This is a genomic window from Rhizobium sp. BR 317, from assembly GCF_047445835.1.
GTDB classification, from domain to species: domain Bacteria; phylum Pseudomonadota; class Alphaproteobacteria; order Rhizobiales; family Rhizobiaceae; genus Rhizobium; species Rhizobium paranaense.
On sequence record NZ_JARWLB010000009.1, the window covers coordinates 24557 to 51252 of the forward strand.

Annotated in this window: 27 protein-coding genes; 10 read left to right on the forward strand and 17 right to left on the reverse strand. The window is 60.6% G+C overall.

Annotated features, from left to right (window positions below; all coding sequences use genetic code 11):
- The first annotated feature begins 24 nt into the window (after window positions 1-24).
- Window positions 25-453 (forward strand): ACT domain-containing protein, encoded by a 429-nt coding sequence (locus QD357_RS15760; RefSeq protein ID WP_107107254.1) that lies wholly within the window; start codon window positions 25-27, stop codon window positions 451-453.
- Here QD357_RS15760 and QD357_RS15765 read toward each other — a convergent pair.
- Entirely contained in the window at window positions 425-1381 is a 957-nt protein-coding gene (locus tag QD357_RS15765) for a glycoside hydrolase family 25 protein (RefSeq protein WP_245407418.1), read from the reverse strand. The genes QD357_RS15760 and QD357_RS15765 overlap by 29 nt on opposite strands.
- Window positions 1382-1677: 296 nt before the next feature.
- Here QD357_RS15765 and QD357_RS15770 point away from each other — a divergent pair, with 296 nt between their 5' ends.
- Entirely contained in the window at window positions 1678-2148 is a 471-nt protein-coding gene (locus tag QD357_RS15770; RefSeq protein ID WP_107107205.1) for a BA14K family protein, read from the forward strand.
- 76 nt (window positions 2149-2224) lie between these two features.
- Here the strand turns inward: QD357_RS15770 and QD357_RS15775 are convergent, their stop codons facing one another.
- Window positions 2225-3226, reverse strand: coding sequence for a transporter (locus tag QD357_RS15775; RefSeq protein WP_107107255.1), 1002 nt, complete (start codon window positions 3224-3226; stop codon window positions 2225-2227).
- Window positions 3227-3452: 226 nt separating this feature from the next.
- Between QD357_RS15775 and QD357_RS15780 the strand changes: the two genes are divergently transcribed.
- Window positions 3453-5231, forward strand: coding sequence for an acyl-CoA dehydrogenase (locus QD357_RS15780; protein ID WP_107107206.1), 1779 nt, complete (start codon window positions 3453-3455; stop codon window positions 5229-5231).
- Window positions 5232-5241: 10 nt separating this feature from the next.
- Window positions 5242-5994 (forward strand): crotonase/enoyl-CoA hydratase family protein, encoded by a 753-nt coding sequence (locus tag QD357_RS15785; RefSeq protein ID WP_107107207.1) that lies wholly within the window; start codon window positions 5242-5244, stop codon window positions 5992-5994.
- Window positions 5995-6254: 260 nt separating this feature from the next.
- Here QD357_RS15785 and QD357_RS15790 read toward each other — a convergent pair whose 3' ends face one another.
- The 3 genes from QD357_RS15790 to QD357_RS15800 all read right to left on the reverse strand — a co-directional run bounded on the left by QD357_RS15790 (window position 6255) and on the right by QD357_RS15800 (window position 8900).
- The gene (locus tag QD357_RS15790; protein ID WP_107107208.1) at window positions 6255-6572 is read right to left on the reverse strand and encodes a GIY-YIG nuclease family protein; all 318 of its coding nucleotides are present in this window, start codon (window positions 6570-6572) and stop codon (window positions 6255-6257) included.
- 340 nt (window positions 6573-6912) lie between these two features.
- Complete coding sequence (locus QD357_RS15795; RefSeq protein ID WP_107107209.1) at window positions 6913-8163, reverse strand: class I SAM-dependent RNA methyltransferase; 1251 nt, start codon at window positions 8161-8163, stop codon at window positions 6913-6915.
- On the reverse strand, window positions 8160-8900 hold the full coding sequence (locus QD357_RS15800; protein WP_107107210.1) for a TlyA family RNA methyltransferase: 741 nt from the start codon (window positions 8898-8900) through the stop codon (window positions 8160-8162). Before QD357_RS15800 ends, QD357_RS15795 begins: the two co-directional genes overlap by 4 nt.
- A 126-nt stretch (window positions 8901-9026) precedes the next feature.
- Between QD357_RS15800 and QD357_RS15805 the strand changes: the two genes are divergently transcribed.
- Window positions 9027-10034 carry a DUF4424 domain-containing protein gene (locus QD357_RS15805; RefSeq protein WP_107107211.1) on the forward strand — a complete coding sequence of 336 codons (1008 nt, stop codon included), beginning with the start codon at window positions 9027-9029 and terminating at the stop codon, window positions 10032-10034.
- 231 nt (window positions 10035-10265) lie between these two features.
- Entirely contained in the window at window positions 10266-12203 is a 1938-nt protein-coding gene (locus QD357_RS15810; RefSeq protein ID WP_107107212.1) for a methyl-accepting chemotaxis protein, read from the forward strand.
- Between the two features lie 169 nt (window positions 12204-12372).
- Here the strand turns inward: QD357_RS15810 and ppk2 are convergent, their stop codons facing one another.
- The 5 genes from ppk2 to QD357_RS15835 form a co-directional block, all read right to left on the reverse strand.
- A complete protein-coding gene (gene ppk2, locus QD357_RS15815; RefSeq protein WP_107107213.1) occupies window positions 12373-13293 on the reverse strand; it encodes a polyphosphate kinase 2 in 921 nt (306 codons plus the stop codon).
- 271 nt (window positions 13294-13564) lie between these two features.
- Window positions 13565-15481 (reverse strand): 1-deoxy-D-xylulose-5-phosphate synthase, encoded by a 1917-nt coding sequence (dxs, locus tag QD357_RS15820; RefSeq protein WP_107107214.1) that lies wholly within the window; start codon window positions 15479-15481, stop codon window positions 13565-13567.
- Window positions 15482-15606: 125 nt separating this feature from the next.
- A complete protein-coding gene (locus tag QD357_RS15825) occupies window positions 15607-16530 on the reverse strand; it encodes a pirin family protein (RefSeq protein ID WP_107107215.1) in 924 nt (307 codons plus the stop codon).
- Window positions 16531-16603: 73 nt separating this feature from the next.
- A complete protein-coding gene (locus QD357_RS15830; RefSeq protein WP_028750625.1) occupies window positions 16604-16855 on the reverse strand; it encodes an exodeoxyribonuclease VII small subunit in 252 nt (83 codons plus the stop codon).
- Window positions 16856-16857: 2 nt separating this feature from the next.
- Window positions 16858-17799: a histone deacetylase family protein gene (locus tag QD357_RS15835; protein ID WP_107107216.1), complete on the reverse strand. Its 942-nt coding sequence runs from the start codon at window positions 17797-17799 to the stop codon at window positions 16858-16860.
- Window positions 17800-17966: 167 nt separating this feature from the next.
- Between QD357_RS15835 and QD357_RS15840 the strand changes: the two genes are divergently transcribed.
- Window positions 17967-18368 carry an acyl-CoA thioesterase gene (locus QD357_RS15840; protein ID WP_107107217.1) on the forward strand — a complete coding sequence of 134 codons (402 nt, stop codon included), beginning with the start codon at window positions 17967-17969 and terminating at the stop codon, window positions 18366-18368.
- Window positions 18369-18377: 9 nt separating this feature from the next.
- On the opposite strand, the gene QD357_RS15845 is transcribed toward QD357_RS15840, so the two are convergent.
- The 3 genes from QD357_RS15845 to QD357_RS15855 are packed head-to-tail and all read right to left on the reverse strand — an operon-like array spanning window position 18378 to window position 20249.
- Window positions 18378-18941, reverse strand: coding sequence for a biotin transporter BioY (locus QD357_RS15845; RefSeq protein WP_107107256.1), 564 nt, complete (start codon window positions 18939-18941; stop codon window positions 18378-18380).
- 28 nt (window positions 18942-18969) lie between these two features.
- Complete coding sequence (locus QD357_RS15850; RefSeq protein ID WP_107107218.1) at window positions 18970-19572, reverse strand: energy-coupling factor transporter transmembrane component T family protein; 603 nt, start codon at window positions 19570-19572, stop codon at window positions 18970-18972.
- Complete coding sequence (locus QD357_RS15855; protein WP_107107219.1) at window positions 19572-20249, reverse strand: energy-coupling factor ABC transporter ATP-binding protein; 678 nt, start codon at window positions 20247-20249, stop codon at window positions 19572-19574. Before QD357_RS15855 ends, QD357_RS15850 begins: the two co-directional genes overlap by 1 nt.
- 108 nt (window positions 20250-20357) lie before the next feature.
- Between QD357_RS15855 and QD357_RS15860 the strand changes: the two genes are divergently transcribed.
- Entirely contained in the window at window positions 20358-21548 is a 1191-nt protein-coding gene (locus tag QD357_RS15860; protein WP_107107257.1) for a winged helix-turn-helix domain-containing protein, read from the forward strand.
- Between the two features lie 122 nt (window positions 21549-21670).
- Here QD357_RS15860 and ribB read toward each other — a convergent pair whose 3' ends face one another.
- Together ribB and aroC are read right to left on the reverse strand one after the other, a co-directional pair.
- Window positions 21671-22774 carry a 3,4-dihydroxy-2-butanone-4-phosphate synthase gene (ribB, locus tag QD357_RS15865; protein ID WP_107107220.1) on the reverse strand — a complete coding sequence of 368 codons (1104 nt, stop codon included), beginning with the start codon at window positions 22772-22774 and terminating at the stop codon, window positions 21671-21673.
- Window positions 22775-22784: 10 nt separating this feature from the next.
- Complete coding sequence (gene aroC, locus QD357_RS15870) at window positions 22785-23882, reverse strand: chorismate synthase (RefSeq protein ID WP_107107221.1); 1098 nt, start codon at window positions 23880-23882, stop codon at window positions 22785-22787.
- A 298-nt stretch (window positions 23883-24180) separates the two neighbouring features.
- Between aroC and QD357_RS15875 the strand changes: the two genes are divergently transcribed.
- A complete protein-coding gene (locus QD357_RS15875) occupies window positions 24181-24441 on the forward strand; it encodes a DUF1344 domain-containing protein (protein WP_107107223.1) in 261 nt (86 codons plus the stop codon).
- A 179-nt stretch (window positions 24442-24620) separates the two neighbouring features.
- Complete coding sequence (locus QD357_RS15880; RefSeq protein WP_107107224.1) at window positions 24621-25145, forward strand: hypothetical protein; 525 nt, start codon at window positions 24621-24623, stop codon at window positions 25143-25145.
- Window positions 25146-25160: 15 nt separating this feature from the next.
- On the opposite strand, the gene QD357_RS15885 is transcribed toward QD357_RS15880, so the two are convergent.
- Together QD357_RS15885 and fabI are read right to left on the reverse strand one after the other, a co-directional pair.
- On the reverse strand, window positions 25161-25757 hold the full coding sequence (locus QD357_RS15885; protein WP_107107225.1) for a histidine phosphatase family protein: 597 nt from the start codon (window positions 25755-25757) through the stop codon (window positions 25161-25163).
- Window positions 25758-25775: 18 nt separating this feature from the next.
- Window positions 25776-26594: an enoyl-ACP reductase FabI gene (fabI, locus tag QD357_RS15890; RefSeq protein WP_107107226.1), complete on the reverse strand. Its 819-nt coding sequence runs from the start codon at window positions 26592-26594 to the stop codon at window positions 25776-25778.
- Window positions 26595-26696 lie beyond the last annotated feature (102 nt).

Genomic DNA, 26696 nt, shown 5'->3' on the forward strand with positions numbered 1-26696 from the left:
CACGGTTTGAGGAGGATCAGAACCATACCGGGTATCACCGATCTCAAACTGCTGATTTCCAGCATGGAACCGAATCTCATCGAAGGCGAATTCGTTTTTTGCAGCCTGCCGCCTTCAGCGCTGTCAGACTACGCCCATTTGAAGCCGATCGGGATGTTTCAGGAAAAGGAAGGGATGACGCTGATCCTTCCGATCGACGCCGCCCGGCAGGCGAAGCTTCCTGCTGAACCCGCGATGCGAATGATCAGCCTCGACGTCCACTCCTTGCTGGAAGCGGTCGGCCTGACAGCCGCCTTCGCCACGGCGCTCGGAAACGAGGACATCAGCGCCAATGTCATTGCGGCCTATTATCATGACCATATCTTCGTGCCGTCCGCCGATGCCGAGCGTGCCGTGGCGGCATTGAAGGCGCTCTCCAACCGCTCTAAAAATCCTGATAATTCAACTCGTTGATCTCGACCGGCTTCGGCTGGGTGGTCGCTGCGGTGACGATGGGATCGACCATCAGCGAGACGAGCGTCTGCAGCGGTGCGGTACAGCTCGGTCCCTTGGCTATGATCATGGGGGCCGGCTCCGGTTTGGCGGGCAGCAGATCGCCCTGTGGCCATATCTTGGCGAGCTGCACCTTCGTCATCTGAACGACGTTGACATCGATATCGGTAAGTGTCCCCGGCACCCGGTAAGGACAGGTCTTCTCCGAGCAATTGTCGGATGAGGAGAATTGCCAGAGCGCATAATTGTCCCAATTGCCGAGCGGAAAGGTGCCTGTCACATCCGGCTTGTAGCGGGCATACCAGAGCGGCAACCGCGACAGGATCGGATAGTCCTCTCGATGATCGGCGATATACCGGGCGGTGTTGTGATTGGTGTAGAGGATGGGATAGCGGCCGGTTCTGACCTTGATGTGACCGACGAAGACCTGTGCGTCATCCAGAGACATGAATTGGGTCGTGTCCATGCCGTCGATATCGAGCACCATCAACTCGTCCGGTTTTGGATCGGCATAATCCAGAAAATGATTGGCCTGGTCGACGGGGTTGCCGGGCCGTCCAAGGTGGTAGGCGCCCCAGAGCAGGCCGTTCGTCTTCGCCAGCATCCGGCGCGTCTGAAATAGCTCGCGGCTAACAGCATATTTACGCCACATCGTCTTGCAGTGCGCAAAGGTGTCGCCGGCATGATCGCCCGTGCAGCTAAAGCTTTCTGGCAGGCCGTCGGAAGCCTTCGAGATGAAGGCGGCGATGCGCTTGTCCTGCAAAAGCTGATCCCAATCGATGGTGTTCAGCTCGTAGGCATCGACGATGAGGGCGTTCTGGGGATCGTTCCAGGGCTGGTTTTCAGCGGCCGCGAGGCGGGAAGCCGGTCCCAGCAGCGCCAGAACCATCAGGAAACTGCAAATCAGAGGGTGAGTCTGCCGGTATCCCTTCATGAAATAATGGTAAGGATTGCTGGTTAATCCTTGGTTAAGAATGAAATCGTTATAGATTGACCTCCGTGGGGTCCGCGCATAGCCCTTAAATTGGTCGTGATTTAAGGAAGAACTATGCGCCACCGCTGCGTCTTGGCGCGTCCTTATTGGAGGCGCCGCGCGGCAGGTAACTCGAACCCTGTCTTGGGGAACCTTCCCCAATACGGAACGTTATTTGCTGAGCACAAAATAAGCCAGGAATGGAGATGTAAATGCTTGGTTTCCGTGCAAGAATTGCGACCATTGCTGTTTCGGCCGCGGTGGCTCTGACGAGCTTCACCCCGTCCTTCGCAATGCAGATGCCTGCCGCGCCCGCTGCGGCGGCAGACAAGGCCGCCCCAACAGACGTTCAGCAGGTTCAGTGGCGCCGTTATGGCGGTTATCATGGCGGGTACTATCCGTATTATCGCCGTGGCTGGTATGGCGGCTATCGCGGTTATCCCGGCTATCGTTATGGCTATCGCTATTACGATGGCTATTGGTACCCGTTGGCAGCCTTTGGCGCCGGAGCCATCATCGGCGGCGCGATTGCCAGCCAGCCTCGTTATGTTGCCCCGGCTGGAGACATCAACCCGCGCCATGTCGAATGGTGCGAGGCGCGCTACCGCTCCTACCGGGCTTACGACAATACGTTCCAGCCCAATCGCGGCCCCCGGCAGCAGTGCTATTCGCCCTACTTCTGAGCAAGAGATTTGGTCCATCCATAAAAAACCGCCCGGTCATTCGCCGGGCGGTTTTTTATGAATGGATATGATGCCGTCAGAGAATGTTGACCCGCTTAAGCAGCCACCAGGATAACACCATCGATGCGATGATAAGGCCGACGGCATATTCCGTGCCGCCGCCGCCGGTTGAAAATGGCAAATTTGACGTGTTCATACCGAAAAAGCCGGTGACCAGCGTTGGCGGCAGCAGGAAAGCCGTCATGATCGATAGAATGTAGAGATGGCGGTTGATCTCGGAGGAAAGCTTCGAGTCGATTTCTTCGTGCAGCAGTCTGGCGCGCTCCTGCAGCGCGTAAACATCGTGATCAACCGCCTCCAGGCGGCCGGTCAAGCGGCCGGCGACATCCTCGAAGCCGAGCGGCATCTCTTCGTCATCGGATGCTGCAGCGCGCCGCATCAGTGACAAAACGGTGCGTAGATGCCGGTGCAGGCGCACGATCGTCCGGCGGATGGGCGCGAGCCGCCGGCGTTCGTCCCGCGGGGCGTTCTCGTAGACGAAATCCTCGATGAGGTTGAGCTCCTCGGTCATTTCCATGACCAGCGAGATCAGGCTGCGCTGGAACTCGATGACCAGCAGTTCGAAGATATCCAGCGGCCCCGTGAATTTGGCGGCGTTTTTTTCGATCAGCATGCGCGCCCGCTCGACGCTGCGCAGCGGCTGCAGCCGGGTGGTGATGAGCATGCGGTCGGTGAGCACGAAATGCAGCCAGCCGATGTCGCGCGTGTCCTGATCGAACTCTCGCTGAAAATCCACCAGCGTGCCATAGAGCATCTGCTCGTCGACGGTGAGGGTCGCATGCGTCTCATGCGTGGTGAGCGCCATGCGGGCAGCTTCGTTCAGACCTGGCGCATCCTCCAAAAGGGCGGGCACGCGGGCATCGACAAGACTAAGATGCAGCCACAGGAAACCGTCCTCGGCAAACAGCGCGGCGCGTTCGGTATCTTCGGACAGCCGCTCCGGCTTACTCGCGCCGGGACGCAGGCGATAAGCCCAGACGAGGCCGGGTATCGTGGTGGCTGACGTGATCGTGTTCATGGCCGGGTTGTTCGTATCCATAAGGCAATTGCCATAGTCATTGTTCATGACAGTTGTTTATGCAAGTCCCGGCTGCGATTATAGAGAGGCGGATATGCCGCAATTTTGCTTTCAAACGAAACCTCAAAATTGACGTTTACGTAAAAATCAATTAGCTATAAACATCATGTGGCCAATAGCCTGGGTGAGGTAGACTGTTGGCATCGTCATTGCGGAGGAAGATACCATGTACAAGGCGCCGGTCGAGGAAATCGCGTTTACGCTGAAGCATGTCGCCGGCATGGGGCGGGCGATGGAAGACGGACGTCTTGGCGATCTCAGCGGCGATGTCGTCGACGCCATCCTGACCGAAGCCGGCCGTTTTGCAGGCGATGTGATGGAACCGCTGGCCGAGATCGGCGATCGGCAGGGCACGAAGTTGGTCGATGGCAAGGTGGTGCTACCCCCTGGCTGGGAGCAGCTCTATCGCGACTGGATTGCCGGCGGGTGGAATGGGCTGACGGCGCCGGAGGAATTTGGCGGTCAGGGCCTGCCGCATATGCTGAATATCGCGACGCTGGAAATGTGGAATTCCGCGTCCATGGCCTTTGGTCTCGCACCGACCTTGACCATGGGCGCAGTCGAGGCACTGCTCGCCCACGGCAGCGAAGACCTTAAGCGCAAATATCTGGCAAAACTGGTTTCCGGCGAATGGGCCGGCACAATGAACCTGACCGAGCCGCATGCCGGCTCCGATGTCGGCGCGCTACGCACTCGCGCCGAACGCCGTGACGACGGCACCTACCGCCTGTTCGGCCAGAAGATTTTCATCACCTGGGGCGATCACGAGGCCGCGGAGAATATCGTCCATTTCGTGCTTGCCCGCCTTCCGGATGCTCCGGCGGGGACGCGCGGCATTTCCTTGTTCCTGGTGCCGAAATTCCTTGTCGGCGACGATGGCTCGCTCGGCGCCCGCAATGATTATTTCGCCCATTCGCTGGAGCATAAGCTCGGCATCCATGGCTCGCCCACCTGCACGATGATCTATGGCGACGGCAAATACGGATCCGAGAAGGGTGCTGTTGGCTGGCTCATCGGCGAGGAGAACAAGGGGCTGGCCTGCATGTTCACGATGATGAACAATGCCCGTCTCGCCGTCGGTATCCAGGGCGTGGCCATCGCCGAGGCTGCGACACAGAAGGCCATCGCTTACGCAAAAGAGCGCACGCAAGGTCGGGCGCCGGGTACGACGACCACAGGCATGAGCCCAATCATCGAACATCCCGACATTGCCCGCATGCTGCTGACGATGAAGGCGCTGACGCAGGGTTCGCGCGCCATCTGCTACGCCTGCGCCGAGGCGATCGATATGTCGCATCGCGATGAGGGCAGGGCATCGTATTGGCAGGGGCGTGCCGCTCTGCTGACACCGATCGCCAAATCCTTCTCCACCGACGCCGGCGTCGATGTCGCCTCGCTTGGCATCCAGGTGCATGGCGGCATGGGTTTCATCGAGGAGACGGGCGCCGCCCGCCTGCTGCGCGACGCCCGCATCGCGCCGATCTATGAAGGTACCAACGGCATTCAGGCGATCGATCTTGTGACGCGCAAGCTGACAATCGCCGGCGGGGACCATCTGCGTGGCTTCACCCACGAGCTGCGCGAGATCGCCGATGCTGTCGAGAAATCCAATCTGGACGGCTTCGGCGAGACGGCGGCTCGGCTTTACGCCGCCATAACCGATCTCGAAGCGGCAAGCGAATGGCTGCTGGCACGCCAGGCGGAGGGCCGTATCGCCGAGGCCCTGTCAGGCGCCACACCCTATCAGCGGCTTTTCGGTCTCGTGCTGACGGCCTGCTATCTCGCCAAGGGCGGTCTGGCTGATGTTGCGGACGGCGAGGGGGAAAAGCGCATCGCCCTCTGCCGCTTTGCTGCGGAAAACATGCTGGCCGAAACCACCGCGCTCACCGATCGCATCGTCGCCGGCGCTTCCAGCCTCGAAGCTGCGCGCATCGCTCTTGCCTAAGGATATAGATTTGACCGACCACATCCTGATCGAACGCCCAGAGACCGCGTCGCATGTGCAGGTGATCCGCTTCAACCGGCCAGAAAAGAAAAATGCCTTCACCCGCGCCATGTATCAGGCAATGACCGACGCGCTGCGGGCAGCGGATGAGACCTCAGATATCCGCGCCATCGCCTTCCTCGGCAGCGAAGGCTGTTTTTCCGCCGGCAACGACCTTGCCGATTTCCTGGCTTTCGCCATGAGCGGCACCATGGGCCGCGAGGTTCTGGACTTCCTGGCCGTACTGGCGACCGCGAAAAAGCCCGTCGTCTCCGGCGTCGATGGCCTGGCGATTGGCATCGGCACCACGATTCATCTCCATTGCGACCTGACGATCGCCTCCGACCGCAGCCTGTTCAAGACCCCCTTCGTCGATCTCGCCCTCGTCCCCGAAGCCGCCTCCAGCCTGCTCGCACCCCGTGTCATGGGCCACCAACGCGCTTTCGCTCTACTCGCTCTCGGCGAGGGCTTTTCCGCCGCGGAAGCAAAAGAGGCCGGCCTGATCTGGAAAATCACCACGCCGGAAGCGCTGGAAGCCGAAACCCTGTCGCTCGCCGCCAAACTTGCGGCCAAACCGCCGGAGGCCCTACGGATCGCTCGTGACTTGATGCGAAGCTCCCCCGAAGACGTTCTCGCCCGTATCGAGGAAGAGGCAAGGCACTTTGCGGCGCAACTGAAGAGCGCGGAGGCTCGGGCGGCATTCGAGGCGTTCATGAAACGGTGAGGGATATTCTTTTCCCTCATCCGCCCTCGTGGTTCGAGACGGCCCTGTGGGCCTCCTCACGATGAGGGCTGGGCTTTGTGCTCGACTGAAGAAGATTAAGCTGGCCCTTCCACACATTTGGGGCGGAGCGGGGTATTTCGATATAAGCTGGAAAATCGCTCTGCACCCTGAGTTTATCGAAGGGTGTTTTACCGACGGGTCACTCCACCCTCATGGTGAGGAGGCCCACAGGGCCGTCTCGAACCACGAGGGTTGGCCCCTTAATCCCGGTCATTTCCACTCGGTTTATGCCCGGCGGGTCCGCGTCGCGACAGGGCAGGCAACGCTTCGTAATTCAAGGCAATCAACGCTTCCTTCTTTCGGCGTGACCAACCCTTGATCTGCCGTTCGCGGGCGATGGCATCAATGATACGGTCATAGATTTCATGGAACACCAATTCGACCGGCCGGCGTTTAGCGGTGTAGCCATCGTAGATGCCCGCATTGTGTTCCCAGACGCGCGCTTCGATCTCCTGTTTGGTGAGACCAGTATAATAAGAGCCATCGCTGCAGCGAAGGATGTAGACGGTGGCTTCCATGGCAGAGCTTTCAAATTGGAACGAGTTGCTCGCTACCATTAAGTGTATTGAGCGAGCAAATCTTTTCCCTCACCCGCCCTCGTGGTTCGAGGGTCGCTTTGCTCCCGCCTCACCATGAGGGCTAGTCTCCTGGCCTTTCAAAACTCAGCAGATCCCACATCCTAACTTTTTCGAAGGAAGCGGGACGAGGTGATTCTCGTTCCACGCCCATTGCGAGGCGCGAAGCCCCGAGAGTGTCGCAGGATGATCTATGAGGGTGTCCCTCCGCCCTCATGGTGAGGAGGCCCATAGGGCCGTCTCGAACCACGAGGGTCGGCCACAGGCTTTCGGCAGGGAAATCTCACTTCTCCAGCGCCGCCACCACCTCGACATGCGAACTCCAGAGGAATTGGTCGATCGGGGTTACTTTCGTGATGCGATAGCCGCTTTCGACAAGCAGGGCCAGATCGCGCGCGAGCGTTAGCGGATTGCAGGAGACGGCGACGATTTTTTTGACGGTGGAGCGAGCCAGTTCCTTGCTCTGGAATTCCGCACCGGCGCGCGGCGGGTCGAAGACGACGGCGTCGTAGGCTTTTAACTCCTGCGCCATCAGCGGCCGACGGAAAAGGTCACGGCGTTCGGTCGTTACTGGTTTCAGCCCCGGCGTGTTGCGCGCTGCATGGTCGAGCGCTGCCAGCGGCTTGTCTTCGCCTTCGACGGCATGCACGCGGCCGGTGCGCGCCAGGCGCAGCGCAAACGTGCCGCTGCCGGCGAAGAGATCGGCGATGCGCTTTGCCTTGCCGACATGGGCGGCGACCAGCTCGGCCATGGCCTCTTCCGCCGGTTTCGTCGCCTGGGTAAAGGCGCCCGGCGGTGGCGAAACCTGGATGCCGCCGAACTCGACCATCGGCTTCATCGGCTCGACCAGGATCTCGCCGTTCAACGAGACCCGGGCGATGCCGCGAAGGGTGAGAACGGTCTCGATGGCGCTGCGGCGCTGCTTGTCGGAGAGCTTCTTGATGTCGTCGACGGCGATGTCGAGGCCGGAGAGCGTCTCCAGAACGGAGATGCGAAACGCTTCCGCGCTGACGGCGAGAGCCGCGCCGACCGCCCTGATCGCCGGCAGCCGCGACATGATCCCGGCCGACGCAATCGGACATTCCTGAATGGCGACGATGTGATGACTTTCGGCCTGGTTGAAGCCGATCAGCATCTCTTTCTCGGTCTTACGCGCGGCGAAGACGACACGCCGACGCTCGCCGGGATGGGCCGCGATGATGTCGTCTACTTCGGGCGTCAGCCCCTTGGAGCGCAGCGCATCGATCACGAGCTGGCGCTTGAAGGCGCGATACGGCTGATCCGCATAGTGCTGCAGCGTGCAGCCACCGCAGGCGCCATTGACGCCCTCGGGGCCGAAATGCCGACAGTGCGGCTCCTGCCGGTCGGGCGAGGCCGTTGCAATCGACATCAATGTGCCGTGGCTCTTCACCCGGGCAATAGCAATGGTCTCGCCGGGCAGCGTGAACGGCACATAAATCGGTCCGTCAGTGCCTTGCGCAATGCCGTCGCCCTGGGCGCCGAGCTTCTGGATGGTCACGGTTTCGGTGCTCATGGCTTGATCCCTGCGAGAAGAAATTCCTGATTGCCGTCGCCACCCGCGATCGGCGAGGGGATGAGGCCGAGGCTCTGCCAGCCCATGTCCTCGACGAGCCAGCGTTCCAGCTCCGCTGCAACCGTCGGAGCGGAGGAGGGGTCCTTCAACAGGCCGGCCTTGCCGATCGCCTCGCGCCCGGCCTCGAATTGCGGCTTCACGAGCAGCGCACAGTGCGAGCCCGGCTCTGCGAGTGCAAGGGCGGGTGCCAGCGCCAGCTTCAGCGAGATGAAGGAAACGTCAGAGACGATGAAGGTTGTGGGCTTGCCGATATCCTCAGCCGTCAGGTTGCGGGCGTTCAGGCCCTCGATATTGGTGACGCGCGGGTCGGCTGAAATGCGCGGATGCATCTGTCCATGGCCGACATCGATAGCTGTGACATGCGCTGCACCCCGCTGCAGTAGCACTTCGGTGAAGCCGCCGGTCGATGCGCCGACATCGAGACAGTGCTGGTCTTTGGGGTCCAGTTGGAAATGATCCAGCGCGGCCACCAGTTTCAGCGCGGCGCGCGAAACATAGTCTTGAGCAGGATCGTCGATCGAGATCTCGGCATCTTCGGTAAATAGTGCCCCCGGCTTGCTCACCACCTTGCCGTCAACCGTTACCGTGCCGCGCTGAATAGCGTCGCGCGCCCGCGAGCGGCTGGCGAAAAGCGAGAGGGAGACGAGGAGCTGGTCGAGGCGTTGCGGTTCGGACATGGGCTGTCCATGCCGGGCAATGGTCTGCGTTGCAAGCGTTTTGTGTTGATGGCGGCGAATGTCGGCGTTGACGCTATGCGGTATCTGACCATAATCGCCGCAAACCGGCGGTAGATGGGGGCTCGAATGCGCGGGATTTGCGGTTATGCGACGGCTCTGGCGATGCTCGCCACGCCGGCCTTGGCAAATGATAGCATGGCCGAACTCAAGACCGGTGGCCTCGCCTATGTCCGCACCGGCGATATCAGCATGGAGGACGAAAAGCTCTTCATCTCTCCGACCGAGGTGAGGGTCGACTATATCTTCCAGAACACCTCGGATAAGGATGTCGAAAGCGTCGTCGCCTTTCCGATGCCAGATATTCAGGGCGACATCGACAGCATCGTGTCCATCGCCGACTCCGATGCCGACAATTTCCTCGATTTCACCGTCACGCAGGACGGCAAGTCGATCACGCCGACATTGCAGCAGAGCGTCACTGTCGCCGGTATCGATATGACGGCGGAGCTGAAGGCGCACAATATTCCGCTACTGCCGCTCAGCAAAGCCACGCTGGATGCGGTTGCGAAGCTGCCGGCCGATGTGCTCGAGGACTGGACCGCTCGCGGCCTCATCGCCGATGACGAATACGACAATGACAGCCAGGGCATGAAGCATCACCCGACGCCGATGTGGCTTCTGCACACCACCTACTGGTGGCGCACCAAGTTTCCAGCCGGCGCCAAGATCAGCGTGCAGCATCGCTATAAGCCGAGTGTCGGCGGCACGGTCGCGATCACCTTTGCCGGCGACGGCGACTACAAGAAAGAGCAGCTCAAGACTTATCAGGCCAAATATTGCATGGATGATGCTTTCGTCAAAACCGCCGGCAAACTATCCGATGCCTCCGACAAGGGTGGCCGCGGCTATACCGAAAGCTGGATTTCCTATGTTTTGAGCACGGGCGCCAACTGGTCCGGCCCGATCAAGCATTTCCAACTAACGGTCGATAAGGGCAGCCCGGACAACTACGTCAGTTTCTGCGGCAGCGGCGTCAAGAAGATCGGCCCCACGAGCTTTCAGATGAGCGCAGAGGATTTTTCTCCCGAGCACGATCTCGATATTCTGATCCTCAACGCAGTATCTCAGAACTAGGCTTTTACTGCACCTTTTTGCGCCGCACAGAGTTAAATGATTTTAAAGCGGTAGCATCTACTTATGCAGAGGATTGCGATTGTCTTCTTCAGGGATAATCGCCTGCCATGACGGCTTTGCGCCTCTCGCGCCCAATCATGCCTCTTCCCTGAATTTTCGAGCATCCGGCCGCGCACTCCCAGCGGGGTTCGTCGATGTGCTCCAGGACCAGCGCTCAGGAGGCGCTCGCCCATGTTTGCGAAGAACCTTTCTTTGAATGGCAAACTCGCCATCACCTTTGCCGCACTTATCGCTATCTTCGCCTGCGTTTCGGCATTCGTTTACGCCAAGGAAGAAGTATCCACCGGGGCGGCCGCCGAACAGGTCAAATCGCAGGAGCTCGTCAATCTGATCGACGATTCCCTGCAGGCCATGCTGGAGCAGGCCGTCAACTTGCGCGGCTTCCTGCTGCTGCGTAGCGACAGCACCTATCGCGACGTCGGCACCAATCGTGATCGCATGCTGAAGAGCATGGCGGCCGCCAAGGCGGTTGCCGCCGATCAGCCGGACCTGCTTTCGGCGATCGACGGCATGCAGAAGGCCGCCGACCTCTATTTCCATCAGCTCGCCGAGCCGCAGATGAAGGCGCGCAAGGAAACCGACATGCCGCTCGACCAGGTCGTCAAGATCGGCCAGAACGAGACGAAGGGCCAGCTCGATGGTTTCCGTGAGGCGGCAGCCAAGATCAAGCAGGCTGCCCGCGCCAAGGCTGATACCTTGTCAGCCACGCAGGACGAAGCGAACAGCGATCTTCGCATGACGCTGATCGCCGGCGGCATCATCGCCTCGTTGGCCGCTGCCGTGCTTGCCTGGCTGCTCGCACGCACCATCGTTCGCCCGATCGTCGGCATGACCGCTGCCATGGGCCGCCTGGCCGGCGGCGAGCATAATATCGACGTACCGGCCATCGGCCGTGGCGATGAAGTCGGCCGCATGGCCGATGCCGTCCTCGTCTTCAAGGATGCGGCGATCGAGAAACTGCGTCTTGCGGGCGAAACCGACCGCATGCGCGGCGATGTCGAGCGTCAACGTCAGATGAGCGACGAGCAGAAGGCCCGCGAAGAGGGCGAGATCCGCTTCGCCATGGAGGGATTGGCCGGCGGACTTGCCGCCCTTGCCTCCGGCAATATCACCGCGCGCCTCGACCGCACCTTTGCGTCGCAGTTCGACGCTGTTCGCGCCGACTTCAACAATGCTGCCGAAAAGCTGGAAGCTGCCCTGCAGTCGGTCGGCCGCAATGCTTCGGCAATCAATGCGGGCGCAGGCGAAATTCGCTCGGCCGCCGACGATCTTGCTCGCCGCACCGAGCAACAGGCCGCCGCCGTCGAAGAGACCGCAGCAGCCCTCGAACAGGTAACGACGACCGTTCGCGATTCGGCCAAGCGCGCCGAAGATGTCGGCCATCTCGTCGAACGCGCTCGTCAGGGTGCTGAGAAGTCCGGCGACGTGGTCCGGAAGGCGGTCTCCGCCATGCAGCAGATCGAAAAGTCCTCGGGCGAGATCAGCAACATCATCAGCGTCATCGACGATATTGCTTTCCAGACCAATCTTCTGGCTCTGAACGCTGGCGTCGAAGCCGCCCGTGCCGGCGATGCCGGTAAGGGTTTTGCGGTCGTCGCCCAGGAAGTCCGCGAGCTGGCACAGCGTTCCGCCAATGCCGCGAAGGAGATCAAGGCGCTGATCACCACGTCGAGCGATCAGGTCAATACCGGCGTGTCCCTGGTCGGAGAGACCGGCAAGGCATTGGAGCTGATCGTTTCCGAAGTGCAGGAGATCAATCGCCACGTCGGCGCCATCGTCATCGCCACCCGCGAACAGTCGACGGGCCTGCAGGAGATCAACACCGCCGTCAACAACATGGACCAGGGCACGCAGCAGAATGCCGCTATGGTCGAGGAACAGACGGCGGCGAGCCACGCTCTTGCCCGCGAGGCAGCCTCCCTTAATGAACTCCTGAACCAGTTCCGCCTGAATGACATGCCCCGCGAATCCAAGCGACCGGCGGCCGTCACCGCCCAGTCGCGCCCGGCTGCTTCGCCCGCAAGGGCATTGGGCCGCACGGTCGCCAAGGCGTTCAGCGGCAAGGCCACTGCGGCGGCCGTTGCCCAGGATGAGTGGGAGGAATTCTGAGCCAGGCGTCTTTATGACGCCGAACCCCTGATGCTTTTCCGAGCAGCGGAGGCTCGGGCAGAAGAACCATTTTGATCGGTGATCTGTCTCGCTCATTTCGCGGCGAGACAGATACTAGTTGGCGGCAATGGCCAAGGGTGACTATGCCCCCCTTGGCCCGCTCCGTTCCTTAATATTTCGGCGGAACATAAAGCTCCGGCGGCAGCACCTTGCGCTCATAGTCGGGGTTGAAGACACGCTCCGGCAGCGTGATGTCCTCGTGAGGCACGTCCTCATAGGGAATTTGCTTGAGCAGATGATCCATGCAGTTGAGGCGGGCGCGCTTCTTGTCGTTGCCTTCGACGATATGCCAGGGCGCTTCCGGAATGTTGGTGCGCGCGAAGGTTTCTTCCTTGGCCTTCGTATAGGCTTCCCACCGCACGCGGGACTGCAGATCCATTGGCGACAGCTTCCACTGCTTCAAGGGATCGTGGATGCGCACGAGGAAGCGAAGCTGTTGCTCTTCGTCGGTGATCGAAAACCAGTATTTGACAAGCCGAATCCCGGAGCGAACCAGCATGCGTTCGAACTCGGGCACATCGTGGAAGAACTGCTGGACTTGATCTTCCGTCGCAAAGCCCATCACGCGCTCGACGCCGGAGCGATTGTACCAAGACCGGTCGAAGAGAACGATCTCGCCGCCCGCCGGCAGATGGGGCACGTAGCGCTGGAAATACCATTGGGTCTTTTCACGATCGGATGGTGCCGGTAGCGCGACGACCCTGGCAACGCGTGGATTGAGCCTTTGGGTGATTCGCTTGATTGCCCCGCCTTTGCCCGCCGAATCTCGACCCTCGAAGATCACGACGACCTTCTCCTTGTGATAGGTCACCCAATCCTGCAGCTTGATCAGTTCGGCTTGCAGCGACAGCAAGGCGCGGAAGTAGTCGATGCGCGGCATCGCAGCCGGATGCGCCTTCTGGTAGATCTTTCGGATCTCTTCGGAGAGAGCCGGTTCCGAGAGTTCCAACTCATAGTCTTCATCTAGCGTATCGGCCAATTCCGCTTCAAGCCAGTCGGAATACTCGTTTTCTTTGTCTGGATTGCTCAAGGTTCTCTCCGCTTCTCTATGACAGCTAATGATAGCAGTCGAATGCATGATCGCTCTTAAAAAACGCGAACATGCCTGCCCCTGCATTGCTGCAAGTTCCGCTTTGTTCATGACAGTCGGATGAATGATTGCAGCGAGACGAAGGGTAAAGGACGCCAAACGCCAGATAGGGCGCCTAGAAGCCCCAGGCTAACCCCAATAGGTATGTCACATGAAGTGCCGGAAGCTTGACGCCCCGACAAGCGGTAGATTGATGGCGAGGTAGCCGAGCTTATCCGGCGACCTCGATCATCCGGCTGCGGCCCAGCGCCTTGAACACCGTCTGTATGATGCCGGCCCGGTCGAGGCCGGCTTTGGCGTTCATGACTTCGGGCTTGGCTTGTTCCATCCAGATATCGGGCATGACCAGCGTACGGATCTTCAGGCCGTTGTCGAGCAGGCCTTCGGTTGCGAGGAACTGCATGACCTGGCTGCCGAAGCCGCCGACCGAGCCTTCCTCGATGGTGATCAGCACCTCGTGATGGCTGGCAAGCTGGCGGATGAGGTCGTGGTCCAACGGCTTGGCGAAGCGAGCATCGGCAACCGTTGTCGGCAGGCCGGCAGCATCGAGATCTTCGGCGGCGGCGAGGCTGTCGGCGAGCCGCGTGCCGAAGGATAGCAGCGCCACTTTCGACCCCTGCTTGACGATGCGGCCCTTGCCGATCTGCAGAATTTCGCCGCGTTCCGGCAGCTCGATGCCGACGCCTTCGCCGCGCGGATAGCGGAAGGAGATCGGGCCGAGATCGTAGGCTGCGGCCGTGCGCACCATATGCTTCAGTTCTGCTTCGTCGGCGGCGGCCATGACCACGAAGCCGGGCAGGCTGGCGAGGAAAGCGGTATCGAAGGAGCCGGCATGCGTCGGTCCGTCGGCGCCGACAAAGCCGGCGCGGTCGATCGGGAAGCGCACCGGCAGGCCCTGGATCGCCACATCGTGCACCACCTGGTCATAGGCGCGCTGCAGGAAGGTCGAATAGAGAGCTGCGAAGGGCTTGAAACCCTCGGCCGCGAGGCCGGCCGCGAAAGTGACGGCGTGCTGCTCGGCGATACCGACGTCAAAACAGCGGGTCGGGAAAAATTCCTGCAGCTTATCGAGGCCGGTGCCGTTCGGCATGGCGGCGGTAATGCCGACGATCTTATCGTCCAGCATCGCTTCCTGCACGAGGGCATCGGCGAAAACACTGGTATAGCTCGGTGCGTTCGGCTTCACCTTGGCCTGTGCACCCGTGATGACGTCGAACTTGTTGACGCCGTGATATTTATCCGCCGCCGCTTCGGCAGGGGCATAGCCCTTGCCTTTTTGCGTTACCACGTGGATCAGCACCGGCCCCTGTGCATGGTCCCGCACATTGCGCAGCACCGGAAGCAGATGGTCGAAGGAATGACCGTCGATCGGGCCGATATGGTAGAAACCCATCTCCTCGAACATCGTCCCGCCGGTGACATAACCCCGCGCATGCTCCACGGCGCGTGTAATGGCGCGGTCGACATTCTTGCCGAGATAGGCGGTCAGCTTCTTGCCGAAATCGCGGAAGCCCATATAGGTGCGGCCGGAGGCAAGGCGCGCGAGATAGGCGCTCATGGCCCCGGTCGGCGGAGCGATCGACATGTCGTTGTCGTTGAGGATGACGATCAGCCGGGCGTCGAGGGCACCGGCATTGTTCAGCGCCTCATAGGCCATCCCAGCCGACATCGCGCCGTCGCCGATGATCGCAATGACGCGGCGGTCGCTCTTGTCGAGTTCGGCGGCAACCGCCATGCCGAGACCGGCGGAGATCGACGTCGAGGAATGTGCCGCACCGAAGGGATCGTATTCGCTCTCTGCGCGACGGGTGAAGCCGGAAAGTCCGTCCTCCTGGCGCAGCGTGCGGATGCGGTCGCGGCGGCCGGTCAGGATCTTGTGCGGATAACACTGATGGCCGACATCGAAGATCAGACGGTCGTTCGGCGTATCAAAGACGTTGTGGATGGCGATGGTGAGTTCGACGACGCCGAGGCCGGCACCGAGATGTCCACCCGTGCGCGATACCGCGTCGATCATCTCCTCGCGGAGCTCGCTGGCGAGTTGCGGCAAATCCCGGTCCTCCAGCTTTCGCAGGTCGGAAGGATAGTGGACCTGGTCCAGCAGGGGCGTCTCTGGCATGTGTGTCAAGGCTGAAGCCTCTTTCTTGATATTCTTGGGCGGCGGCCCGCCTTTATGTCAAAACAGATTGCGTCAGAAGGCGACGAATTCAAGGACTGCCTGAACAAGAAACATTTGGCATTGTTATGAACCCGTTAGCTTTCCGGCAAAGGAATAAACTCTTCCTCGTCTCCCGGCACGATGTCGAAACGCCCGGTGCGCCATTCTTCCTTGGCCTTTTCGATGCGCTCCTTGGAAGAAGACACGAAATTCCACCAGATATAGCGTTTCGAATTGAGCGCCGCACCACCAAAAAGCATAAGATGACAGCCTTTTTCAGTCGCCTCTAAGGCAATCGCGTCGCCGGGACGGAAGACAAGGAGCTGATCCTGCTCGAAACGGTCGCCTGCAACGACAAGCGAGCCGGAGAGAATATAGACCGCACGTTCCTCATGTCCCGCGCCGAAGGGGAATTTCACGCCAGGCTGAAGCTGAAGATCGACATAGAGCGTATCGGAGAAGACTTTGACCGGCGACGTCACGCCCTCGAAACTGCCGATGACCACGCGGCCCGTCGCACCGCCGTCGTTGATCAGCGGCAGATCGCTCATTTCCGTATGGGTAAAGGCCGGATCGATCTCTTCCTTGTCGTCCGGCAGGGCAAGCCAGGTCTGCAGGCCGGACATCGCCAGCGGATGGCCGCGCAGATTGTCCGGCGTGCGCTCGGAATGCACGATGCCACGCCCGGCCGTCATCAGGTTGATATCGCCGGGGCGAATGACTTTTTCTGTCCCGAGACTATCCATGTGGCGGATTTCGCCGTCGAAGAGATAGGTGACGGTCGACAGGCCGATATGCGGATGCGGCCTGACATCCAACGCTTCGCCGGGCCGCAGCACCGCCGGACCCATGCGATCGAAAAAGATGAACGGTCCCACCAGCCGCCGCCGGCTGCTCGGAAGCGCGCGTCGCACGAAGAAGCCGCCGAGATCGCTGGTGCGCGGAATGATGAGATGCTCGATCGCGTCGCAGGCGAAGGCATCGCCGGGCAGCGGATCTTTTCCAGGGAAGAAGGACATGACGAGCGCTCCATTCGGTTGAAGACAACCTAACGGCAATGTGTCGGAAACTCAAATTTTGCGCGCGTAAGCCCTATTGCCCGTCCAGCGGCTCCGTGCCCTGAGGCTTGCCGGCGCGGTCGAGCCTGATCTTCTCGATGCGGTTTTCCGCCGCCGAGAGCAGGGTCTCGCAATGCTTCTTCAGCGCTTCGCCGCGCTCATAGATGGCGATGGATTCATCCAGCGCTACGTCGCCACGTTCCAGCCGCGCGACGATGCTTTCGAGCTCCGCCACAGCCTTTTCGAAGGAATAGCCGGAGACATCCACTTTGGCGCTTTCGCTCATCATCAACCCTTCATCATGCGCAGAATGTGCAGGCCAGCCGATTCGGCGAGGCCTTCCAGATCATAGCCGCCTTCGAGCAGGCTGACGACCCGGTTCTTGGCGCTGCGGTCGGCGATTTCCAGAATGCGCCCGGTCGCCCAGTCGAAATCCTCGCCGGTGAGATTGAGTTGCGCCAGGGGATCGCGATGATGGGCGTCGAAGCCGGCCGAGATGAGGATGATGTCGGGGCGGAAATCATCGAGCGCCGGCAGCACACGCGATTTGAAGGCCTCGCGGAAATGGTCGCCGCCGGTATTGGGCGAAAGCGGCGCGTTGACGATGGTGTTATGCGTGCCGCGCTCGTCCTTTTTGCCGGTACCGGGGTAAAGCGGCATTTGGTGCGTGGAGCAGAAGAGCACCGAGGGATCGTCCCAGAAGATGTCCTGCGTGCCATTGCCGTGATGCACATCCCAGTCGACGATGGCAACGCGCTCGGCTCCGTGGGCTTTCTGCGCATGGCGGGCGGCGATCGCCACATTGTTGAAGAAGCAGAAGCCCATGGCCTTGTTCTTCTCGGCGTGGTGGCCAGGCGGGCGGGCTGCGACGAAGACGTTGTCGGCCGCGCCGGAAAATACATCATCGACTGCCGCCATCGCGCCGCCGACGCCATGCATGATCGCCTGCAACGTCTTCGGGCTGGCATAGGTGTCGGCTTCGAGCTGGTTGATCTCGTCCTCGTCACCCCCGTCGGGGATCGAACGCAGGACAAAGCTCAGGTGCTCTTCCGGATGGGCAAGCAGCACGGCGTCCTCACTGGCGAGCGGCGCCTTGCGCCGGTCCAGCCTCTCGAAGTTCGGATGCTCCAGCGCGATATTCAGGGACCGCAGCCGGTCCGGCCTCTCCGGATGACCCGGCGGGGTAAGATGTTCCAGAAAAATCGGGTGCTCGTAAAGACGTGTGCTCATAAAACCAATCTACAGACGAGATATGACATCTGCTACCGGACATGGGCAGTATCACCATAATGTCAACAATCCATCTTAACCACGTTGGGCTACCAACCGTTTACTTCTTGAGGGGCGATGTTAAGCTTTCATTAAGGTGCAAGCCGGGCCGGCCGAGGTTTTGCGTTATGATGGGTATCGAACGATCTGATGTCATCGAGATGCGAATACCGCCTCGCGATGTCGACAGGCAGGGGCAGATGTTCATCGCCTCCTACATTTCCCAGGCGGAAACGGCGTTGTCGAATTTTTGGCGCGCGCGGCCACTTGTAAGCGACGAGCCGGTCTACATCGCCACCAAGGCGTCATGCGCGCTGCACCGGGCGCTACGTTATGACGATCTCGCCCGCTTTTCGGTCAGCGTCAACAAGATCGGCGGCAAGTCGATTGGCTTCATGGTTCTGGTCGAAACCGGCAACGAGCTGGCTGCGGAGGTGGAAATCCTCTGGCTCGCCGTGCGCGGCGAGGAACACGATCCCGTGCCGCTGCCCGAAGATACCCGCGACTGGCTCTATAAGTACCTGGATTGACCTTTTGGCTCAGCTCCGCTGCGGCAGCAGGGGATAGCCAACCATGACAGCGCGGCCGACGAGGGCGGCGACAACAGCCTTGACGAGATCGCCGGGAACGAAGCCCATCGACCCTTTGAACGCGTTGGCGAAGCCAAGATTGGCCGCGATCGCGAGCCAGGCAATGCCGAAAGCGTAGAGAACCACGACGCCGCCGATCACCGAAGCGATGAAGAAGCCGATGCCCTGGGCAAGGGCCGTCTGCTCGCCTTTCACCAGCCGCTCGGAGAGATAACCGGTGACATAGGCGGCGAAGATCCAGCCGATGAAAAAGCCGGCCGTCGGGCCGGCAAAGACGGGAAGCCCACCGCGGCCGCCCGATAGCACCGGCAGGCCGATTGCCACCAGCACGACGACGATCAATACCGCGACTGCGCCACGCTTCGCGCCGAGCACCACGCCCGCAAGCATCACGCCGAGCGACTGCGCAGTGATCGGGACCGGAATGATGCCGATCGAGATCGGCGGCAACAGGCCGAGCGCCACGATGATGGCGGCAAAAAGCGCAGAGAGGACGAGGTCGCGGGTGGTCATGACGGCTCCATTCGAAAATAGTGTCTTTTCAATGCCGCCGAATGCCACGGGCGTCAATCGCAGCCGCAATATTATCGGCATCGCGCAGGGTCAGGATGATCAGCGGCACCAGCGCTGTCGTAAAACGGATTTTGATCCCGCGCGCCTCATGCGCCTCTCGGATGGCGCGGTAACGGTCGAGAATTTCCGGGACGAAGCGCACGACGAGACCGACCGCAAGCCCAATATCGGCGGCCTTCAGCAGTCCGGCCTTTTCCAATGGCGCAGCAAGCGCCGTAATCTCGTCGATGAAGGCGGCGATCGACGTCGTCGCCGTCACCACGGCTGCAAAAAGCATAAGCGCGGTCAGCCGCAACACGGTGACGACAGCGACATGGACGGGATTGAAGATCAGGCTGAACAGCGCCACCACGACAATGGTGAGAATGACCGGCCTCAGCCGCTTCAATGCTTCGCTCGCCGGTAAACCGGTACTGAAAAAAAGAAGGGCGCCGATGGCGACGGCGAGGCCGAGCAGCGCGAGATTGTCGGTCAGGAACAAGAGAAGGCCGAGGACAACCAGCGCGCCGAGCTTGAGGCGCGGCGCCATCCGGTGCATCCAAGTGCTGGCGTCGACGTACAGCGTCTGCATCAGGCGGCCAACTCCCTGTAGCGGGCTATGGCCTCGGCCGGTGGCGCGTCGGCGATCAAGCGACCTTGATCGAACAGCAGCACGCGGTCGAAATCCTCTACCAGCGGCAGGTCATGGCTGATGACGATGACATGTTCCGGCAGGCCGGCAATGGTTGTCTGCACCAGAGCCCTGTTCTTGAGATCGAGCTGATTGGTCGGTTCGTCGAGGATGAGAATGTCGGGGCCGGTGACGAGCACCGAACAGAGAGCCGCCATCTGCAGCTCGCCGCCGGAAAGTTCGTGTGCCCGTCGCTCCGCTAGGTGGCGGACGTTGAAACGATCGAGAATGCCATCCACTGCCGCCTCGATGTCGCTCTTGCCGAGGCCGCGCGCCTTGAGGCCGAAGGCGATATCGTCGCGGATGATCGGCAGGATGATCTGGTTCTGCGGCGACTGGAAGATATAGCCGACCTTGCCGAGCACGGATTTGGCGTCGGTGACGGTGTCGAGCCCGTTGACGGTGACCCGACCGGTCGTCGGCTTGGCAAGCCCGTTGATCAGCCGTGCAAATGTCGTCTTGCCGGAACCGTTGAGCCCGATCACGCCGATGCGCCGCTCGCTCAGCGTTAGGCTGAGCGGCGAAAGCGCAAGCCGCGCGCCGAAATTCACGCCGGCATTGTCGAAGCGGATATCCAAGCTGCTGGCCCTGTTCCTCTGTGATATCGCGGTCCTATAGCCCATCGCGGCGAATTATCAAATCAACGCCCGTTTGAAAGCATGGGAATTTATGCCTATGATCCATGCATGACGAATCTGCTTTCAAACCGCGACGCTCGCCGCGTCTTCCTCGCCAAGCAGGGACTTTCCAATCCGCCGAACCGTGCCTTGACCAAGGCGGGGCTGTTGCAATTGATCCACGATATCGGCTTCGTGCAGGTCGACAGCATCTCGACGGTGGAGCGGGCGCACCATCAGATTCTGTTTTCCCGCAATCAGACCTATCGGCGCGAGCATCTGACCGAGCTCTTGGAAAAGGATGGCGCGCTGTTCGAAAACTGGACGCATGATGCCTCCATCCTGCCGAGCGCCTTCTTCGTTTATTGGAAGCACCGGTTTCGCCGCGAGGAACTGGCGATCGTCGAGCGCTGGCGCAAATGGCGGGGCGAGGGTTTCGAAGCCGCTTTCGACGAGACCTATGAGCGCGTCCTGAAAAACGGCGCCATCACGGCCCGTGAGATCAAGGATGAAAATCATACATCCGGCGGCTGGTGGAACTGGCATCCGAACAAGACGGCACTCGAATATTTCTGGCGCACCGGCAAATTCGCGATCGCTGGACGCACCAATTTCCAAAAGGTCTACGATCTGGTCGAGCGCGTATTGCCGGAAAATGTCCATGCGCCCGAAGTCGGCCATGACGAATTCGTCGACTGGGCCTGCCGCAGCGCTCTGCAACGCCTGGGATTCGCCACATCAGGCGAAATCGGCGCCTTCTGGGATTTGGTAACGCCACAGGAGGCAAAGGCCTGGGTCGAGGCGCATCGCGCGGAACTGACGGAAATATTGATCGAGCCCGCCGTGGACGGCAAGCCACGCCCTTCCTTCGCCTTCGTCGATTTTCCGTCTACGCTCGACAGCTTCCCCGAAGCACCTGCTCGAATGCGCGTGCTCAGCCCCTTCGATCCAACGATACGCGACCGCAACCGCACCGAACGCCTCTTCGGCTTTTTCTACCGCATCGAGGTCTTCGTGCCGGAGCCGAAGCGTGAATATGGCTATTACGTTTTCCCGCTTCTGGAAGGAGACCGGCTGGTCGGCCGGATCGATATGAAAGCCGACCGCAAGGCGGGTACGCTGGACGTCAAACGCCTATGGCTGGAGCCCGGTGTCCGGGCATCTGCCGGACGGCTGGAAAAATTGGAAGCCGAGCTGGATAGGGTGGCGCGATTCGCCGGGGTCGAGAAGGTGGTATTTCTGGAGGGATGGCGAGCTTAGTCACCGCCCCTTGAGGGGGAGGTCGCGCGGAACGCGCGGGTGGGGGTGCCCCTGAGTGCGGCGAGATATCACCCCACCCCGGAGCTTCGCTCCGACCCTCCCCCTCAAGGGGAGGGTGAAAATCAGCAAATCTCCGTCTGGGTGATTTTGATGCCGAACCCTTCCAGGCCGACATAGTGCCGCTCGCGGCTGGTGAGCAATTTGATCGAGCTGACGCCGAGATCTTTCAGGATCTGCGCGCCGAGGCCGATTTCCAGCCATTCGCTGTCGCGGGCCTGGGCCTCGGCATGGATCTCGTGGCCGGCCTGGCGGGATTTGCGGCCATTTTCGAAATGGCCGACGCCCACGGAACCTTCCCGGAGATAGACGATGATGCCGCGGCCCTCATCGGCGATCTTCTTCATGTAGAAATCGACCGGGCGGCGCTTGCCGAACAGGTCTTCGGCCACGCTTTCCGGATGCAGGCGCACCGGAATGTCGATGCCGTCACGGATGTCGCCGAAGACGACGGCGAGATGCTGCATCGGGTCCCACGGCAGCGAATAGGTATGCGCCCGCGCCTTGCCGAACGGCGTTTCGATATCGAAGCTGTCGCCGAGTTCGATCAGTGTTTCCTTGCGCTGGCGATAAGCGATGAGGTCGGCGACGGAGATGAGCTTCAGCCCGTTCCGCTCTGCGAATTCCACCACCTGCTGGCCGCGCGTCACCGTGCCGTCGTCATTGACGAGCTCGCTGATGACGCCGATTGGTGGCAGGCCGGCGAGCCTGCAGAGGTCGACGGCGGCCTCCGTATGGCCGGAGCGCATCAGCACGCCGCCTTCGCGGGAGACGAGCGGGAAGATATGGCCGGGACGCACGAAATCGGTCGGGCCGACATTCGGATTGGCGAGATTGCGCACCGTCAGCGTGCGATCGTCGGCGGAAATGCCTGTGGTCGTGCCATGCTTGAAGTCGACCGAAACGGTAAATGCGGTGGTATGTGCCGAATCGTTTTCCGCCACCATGGCGTTGAGGTTGAGGCGCTTCGCCTCCTCGCGCGGCATCGGCGTGCAGACGATGCCCGACGTGTGGCGGACGATGAAGGCCATCTTCTCGGGCGTGCAATGGACGGCGGCGACGATCAGGTCACCCTCGTTTTCACGGTCGTTATCGTCCATGACAACGACGATCTCGCCGGCCTCGAAGGCTCGGATGGCTTCCACGACGCGCTTCTGGTCATAGGGCATGAAAACGTCCTTATTTCAGCCGGCCGGTCTGGCCACGGTCTCTGAGATAATGATCGGCAACGGCGCAGGCCACCATTGCCTCGCCGATCGGCACGGCGCGGATGCCGACGCAGGGGTCGTGGCGGCCCTTGGTCCGCACATCGACATTGTTGCCATCCGCGTCGATGGACTGGCGTTCCGTCAGGATCGAGGAGGTCGGCTTGATGGCAAAGCGCGCGACGATGGGCTCGCCGGTGGAAATGCCGCCGAGTATGCCGCCGGCATGGTTGGACAGGAAAATGCGGTTGCCGTCATTGCCCATGCGCATCGCATCGGCGTTTTCCTCGCCGGTCAGCTCAGCGGAAGCAAAGCCCTCACCGATTTCGACGCCCTTGACGGCGTTGATCGACATCAGCAGCGAGGCGATATCCTGATCGAGCTTGCCATAGATCGGTGCGCCGAGACCGGCGGGTACACCCTCGGCGACGACTTCGACGACGGCGCCGATCGAAGAGCCGGCCTTGCGGATGCCGTCGAGATATTCCTCCCAGACCGGTACGATTTCCGGATCCGGGGCGAAGAATGGGTTCTGATCGACCTGTGCCCAATCCCAATTGGCGCGGTTGATCTTATGCTTGCCGATCTGCACCAGCGCGCCGCGCACGGTGACGCCGGGCACGACGAGACGGGCAATACCCCCTGCAGCGACGCGCGCTGCGGTCTCGCGGGCAGATGAACGTCCGCCGCCGCGATAGTCGCGGATGCCGTATTTGACATCATAGGTATAATCGGCGTGGCCGGGGCGATAGCGCCGCGCGATCTCGCCGTAATCCTTGGAGCGCTGGTCGGTGTTTTCGATCAGCATCGAGATCGGCGTGCCCGTTGAAATCATCGTCTCGCCGTCTTCATCCAGCATCACGCCGGACAGCACCTTGACGAGATCGTCTTCGCGCCGCTGCGTCACGAAACGCGACTGACCGGGCTTGCGCTTGTCGAGCCAGACCTGAATGTCCTCGAGCTTGAAACGCAGCCCTGGAGGGCAGCCATCGACGACGCAGCCGAGCGCCGGCCCATGGCTTTCGCCCCAGGTGGTGACGCGGAAGAGATGACCGAATGTATTGTACGACATGGGAAACGACCGGATTGCTGCGGCCCGGCGGCGGCCGCGCCTTTATCTCTTGGAATTGCGGCACACTCATAGGCCAAAAAGCTGCCGAGGCAAATCTTTCTTTCCGTTGTGGCCGCGCGGGCTGGAACCTGCCAGCGCCTGTTATGGTAAACGAAGATTAATCCATGCTGTGGATTGTGAAAACACATTCATCAATTGGGCGACGAAAGCCATTGTTGCGGGCAACTTCCGCCATATTCAAAGCGTTACTTGTGACCAATCAAATCAGCACCAATAATGAAATCAAAAGGGTCCTCCGATGCGCTTCTTTGTTGCGACGCTCCTGGCCACGGCAAGCCTCCTCGCCCCCGTCGCCGGCTTTGCCGAAAGCGCCGACGTCGAGGCCACGATCAAAAAGGTCGACGAGAAGAATTCCAGCATCACGCTGGACGACGGCAAGAATTATCAGGCGCCCCAGGATTTCGATTTCACTGGTCTGAAGGCAGGCGTGAAGGTTGTCGTCTTCTATACCGAGGTCGACGGCAAGCGCGTCATCAACGATCTCGATATCGTCAACTGATTGTCGATTGCGGGCTTGCCCGCTGCCGAACATTTTCAGGAGTTGCAGGGCCTCAATTCGTCATTTGGCACGACACAAATAAGTTGTGCCCAAATGAGTTGTAGGCTGGCGCCCATCAAGACAGTACCGCGGTTAGAGTCTATTTTCGCCCTTGCCAAAATGTCCAAGGAGGCGACTTGATGGGACGGGAAGTGAGACGGGTTCCGGCGAACTGGGAGCATCCCCGATATACAATCGAAGATGCGCCCGATGAGCCTTGGATCGGCACCATACGCTGTTTGCTCGCGGACTACCCAGGGGCGGTTGCAAGATGGGACGAGCGCGCCGAAAAATGGCCGCTTGTCGAAGACCTTCGAAATGGCGGTTGGAAACCTTATGAGGGCGAAAAGAAATCTTTCGCCGACTATGCTGGCCCACGCCCCGATCCGAAAAACTTCATGCCGGTCTGGCCGGCCAACGAATGCACGCATCTCATGATGTATGAGACGACGACGGAGGGGTCGCCGATCTCCCCTTCCTTCGCCACACCTGAGAAGTTGGCGCGTTGGCTCACCGACAACGAAGCTTCGGCCTTTGGGGATCGGACAGCGGACTATGAATTCTGGCTGCGCTTGGCGGGAGGGGCGACATCGGTTGCGGTGATAGCCAACGGGACGCTGACATCGCACGCCATCACCACTGCTGATATCGACGATCCCAAATAGGTTCGAACCAAAGACCTATTCCAGCCAGCCGATAGTCTTCCAGCTCAGATCGACCTTCAGGATGCGGTCCTGCGGGATTTCCGCTTCAGCGGCATCCTCTTTCGAGACATCGGCGATCAGCCGGAACATGGAGCGGATGACGCCGCCATGGGTGACGCAGACGGTCGGCCGATCGACCGAAGTCAGCCAGGAGCCGACGCGCCAGGAGAGGATTTCGTAGCTCTCTGCATCATCGCCGGGCGGGATGAAATCCCACTTGCCGGCGTTGCGCTCGGCGAGGCGATCGGCCTCGGTCGCCTTCAATTCCTTAAGGGTGAAACCTTCCCAAGCGCCGAAGGAGACTTCGACCAGCCGCTCGTCGGTGCGATAGTCCTTGGGCGGCAGGCCCATGGCTTCGCGCGCGATCTCCATGGTCTCGCGGGTGCGCCTGAGCGGGCTTGCGACAAAGTCGAACGGCTGGTTTTCGAAAGCGAGGATTTCAGCAAGCTCGACGCCATTCTGCCGCGCCTGCGCGCGGCCGATAGCGTTTAGATCGATATCCTTCTGCCCCTGCAGCCGGCGCTCGGCATTCCAGTCCGTCTGACCGTGGCGTATCACATAGAGAGGCGGCACGGTCAGGCTTCCTGTTGATCAATCCTTGACGACGGCGATATCAGGCGCATCCACGGCCTTCATGCCGATGGCATGATAACCCGAATCGACATGGTGCACTTCGCCGGTGACAGCCGTGGAAAGATCGGAGAGCAGATAAAGCGCGGAGTTGCCGACTTCGTCGATCGAAACCGTGCGCTTCAGCGGCGCGTTATATTCATTCCATTTCAGGATGTAGCGGAAGTCGCCGATGCCGGCGGCGGCGAGCGTCTTGATCGGGCCGGCGGAAATGGCGTTGACGCGAATGCCGCGGCCGCCGAGATCGACGGAGAGGTAGCGGACACTCGCTTCGAGAGCAGCCTTGGCAACGCCCATGACGTTGTAGTTCGGCATGACCTTCTCTGCACCGTAATAGGTCAGCGTGATGATCGAGCCGCCGTCGTTCATGATGCGCTCGGCGCGCTGGGCGACGGCGATCAGCGAATAAACGGAGATGTCCATCGTGCGCGCGAAATTATCGCGGCTGGTGTCGACATAACGTCCGGTCAGCTCATCCTTGTCGGAGAAGGCAATGGCGTGGACGACGAAATCGATCTTGCCCCATTTCGCTTCCAGCGTGTCGATGACGGCATCGATCGTTGCCAGTTCCGTAACGTCGCAATGGCCGGCCATGAAGGCGCCGAGCTCCTGGGCGAGCGGCTCGACGCGCTTCTTCAAAGCGTCGCCCTGCCACGTCAACGCGATTTCGGCACCGGCTTCGGAACAGGCCTTGGCAATACCCCACGCTATGGAACGGTTGTTTGCAACGCCGAGGATGACGCCGCGCTTGCCTGCCATGAGGCCAGTGGCTTGAGCCATATTCTGCTCCCTTGAACTTTCGAATGATCCTGCCTATGGCATAGGCCGATCCCCTGTTCAAGCATTGGAAAGATCATCAACTGTTAGGGATCGTAACAAAGG